This window comes from Sphaerisporangium melleum, assembly GCF_014646695.1.
In the GTDB taxonomy this organism is placed as follows: Bacteria; Actinomycetota; Actinomycetes; order Streptosporangiales; family Streptosporangiaceae; genus Sphaerisporangium; species Sphaerisporangium melleum.
Window position 1 is genome coordinate 1 of the sequence record NZ_BMNT01000107.1, and the last position, 2,607, is coordinate 2,607.

The following is a 2,607-nucleotide window of genomic DNA, read 5'->3' on the forward strand; positions in this document are numbered from 1 at the left end:
TGCAGCAGCTTCACCCAGTCAGAAGAATCATCGAACTGCGGATACGGATCCCAGATGGTGTACGTACCGCCACCGGCGGCCTGACTCGCGGTCGCCGGGCTGCCGCCGTCACCGCCGGACGACGAGCACGCCGCCGTGCCACCCGCGACCAGCAGGACCGCCAGACTCAGGCCGGCCGCGCACCGGCTCGTTGCCGCTGATCCCATGAATGACCTCCGCTGAGAAGTTACGCGGTTGTTTCCGATCTGTGTCGAACCGGTTCGCCGAACCGGTTCGACTGAACATAGGCGCGTTCGCCATGGGAGTCAATGGGGGAGCGGAAAGGTTTGCCGTACTCGTTGTCGCAGGCCGGAGTGTCCAGGCCGCACCCGTCCGGCCACCCTCCGTGCGATGCGACACCGCGCCACGGCGCGTACGTGTCGAGGACATTTCGGTCTTGGGTCTCGTCCAGCGCGCGCTTGACGGCCAGTCGAATCGATTCGCTCTAGTCGGCGACCCCGACAAGCACCCCGATCGGCGGCCCCATGCGCCGGGCTCGGCGGAGGGCCGGTCCGCGCGCGGCGGAGCCGGGGAGTGCGGAGACGAGGCCGGCCTCCGCCTGCCCCTCCCACGACGGCAGTCCGGCGTCGGCTCCCCTCCCCGAGGCGGTGACCGGGGATGGCGTGCGGCGGGCTCAGATGTGCGGCGCTCATGGGTCGTGTCGATTGGACAGGAACGGCGCGCTACGGGAAGGCTGGCACCATGAGTACTCATACCTCCCATAACACCGTCGCATGGTCGCTCGCCGGCGAACCGGCGAACACCGTCCCGCCCTCGCGCCGCGCCGGCGCCGCCGCGCGGAACGCGGAGGTCACATGAACAACCCCGTCCCCGCTCCCGCCTCCATCCGCTCTCCCATCGGGCTGGTCGCCGCCGCGTTGCCCGTCCTGGCCGTCCTGGTGCTCGGGGTGGTCTGGGGCCGCAGCCTGCCCGGCGTCGTCGAGCTCCTCGTCGTGCTCGTGCTGGCCGGGTCGGTGCTGGCCGCGGTGCACCACGCCGAGGTCGTGGCCCACCGCGTCGGCGAGCCGTTCGGCTCCCTCATCCTCGCGGTCGCCGTCACCGTCATCGAGGTCGGCCTGATCCTCAGCCTCATGACCTCCGGCGGCTCGTCCGCCAGCTCGCTCGCCCGCGACACCGTGTTCGCCGCCGTGATGATCACCTGTAACGGCATCGTCGGCCTGTCGCTCCTGGTCAGCGCACTGCGCAACCGGATCGCGGTGTTCAATCCCGAAGGCACCGGCGCCGCGCTGGCCACCGTGATCACGCTTGCGACGCTCGGCCTGGTGCTGCCCAGCTTCACCACCAGCACGCCGGGTCCGGAGTTCTCCACTCCGCAACTGGTCTTCGCCGCCGTGGTCTCGCTGGCCCTGTACGGGCTGTTCGTGTTCGTGCAGAACGTCCGGCACCGCGACTACTTCCTCCCCGTCCACCCACCCGGCCGGCCGGCCGCGCGTGCCGGCGCCGCCGCGGACGACGATCATGCTCCCGCGCCCTCGCCGAGAGACGCGCTGATCAGCCTGGGCCTGCTCCTGGCCGCGCTGGTGGGTGTCGTCGGCCTGGCGAAGGTCGAATCGCCGACGATCGAGAACGCGGTCAGCGCCGCCGGCCTGCCGCAGGCGGTGGTCGGCGTCGTGATCGCCCTGCTCGTCCTGCTCCCCGAGACCCTCGCCGCGGCTCGCAACGCCCGCCGGGGGCGTACCCAGATCAGCCTCAACCTGGCCCTGGGTTCGGCCATGGCCAGCATCGGCCTGACCATCCCCGCCATCTCGGTCGCCTCGATCTGGCTGGGAGGCCCGCTGCTGCTCGGCCTGGGCGCCACCCAGATCGTGCTGCTCGTGCTCACCGCCGGCGTCGGCATCCTGACCGTCATGCCGGGCCGGGCCACCCTGCTGCAGGCGGCGGTCCATCTGTGCCTGTGCGCCGCCTACCTCTTGCTGTCCGCCAACCCCTGAGCCGACGCGCAAGTCCCGGTCGCCGTCCGCTCGCCCGCCGCGCGCGGACGTGATGGTCCGGTCGATCGCCGGACCATCGGATCACCCGGTGCGGTTCGTCCTTTCGGCCCCGTTCCCCCTCCGGGGGCGGTGGTGCGGTCGGCGACCGCCACCGGGTGGTGAATCGTTCATCGCGCCCTCGGCTCCGCGGCGGGAATCGATTCGATTCGCCGACGAACGCACCCCCGGGCGGACCTGCGGTCCTCGGCCTCCGTCGGACTCCCGATCAGGCAATATTCCATTCATCCGCCTGACACATGCCATTGACATTCCTTCCGGCGTCTCCCTAGGCTCTGCTCGAATCGGTTCGATTGACGTACCCGGTTGTGGACGCCCTCTCCGCCGCGCCCCGCCGCCCCAGCTCGCGCACCACCCCGACCCCTCCGCGAGGAGTGCGACATGGACCTCGACGCGATCGCCCATCAGGCCGAGATGACGGCCGGGACGCTTCCCGCCGACCTCACCCGCCGCTGAGCGGGAGGACTTCCACCGCTCTCCTTCCCCCTTGCCGTCCAAGGAGTCGATCAGTGGACACACCCCTCGTGCCGCGGGGCGGTCGCCGCCGTCGCGGTCTGGC

The 2,607-nt window shown here is 71.0% G+C and carries 1 protein-coding gene and 1 pseudogene; one reads left to right on the forward strand and one right to left on the reverse strand.

Features of this window, described 5'->3' with window-relative positions:
* Positions 1–206, reverse strand: a pseudogene (locus IEY93_RS39145) (hypothetical protein); the annotation flags it as partial.
* Between the two features lie 648 nt (positions 207–854).
* Here IEY93_RS39145 and IEY93_RS37295 point away from each other — a divergent pair.
* Positions 855–1,991: a calcium:cation antiporter gene (locus IEY93_RS37295; protein WP_189167867.1), complete on the forward strand. Its 1,137-nt coding sequence runs from the start codon at positions 855–857 to the stop codon at positions 1,989–1,991.
* Positions 1,992–2,607 lie beyond the last annotated feature (616 nt).

What these genes read in the sequence shown, in the direction of transcription:
- IEY93_RS37295 (WP_189167867.1), top strand. Translation starts at nt 855, where the DNA reads ATGAACAACCCCGTCCCCGCTCCCGCCTCCATCCGCTCTCCCATCGGG.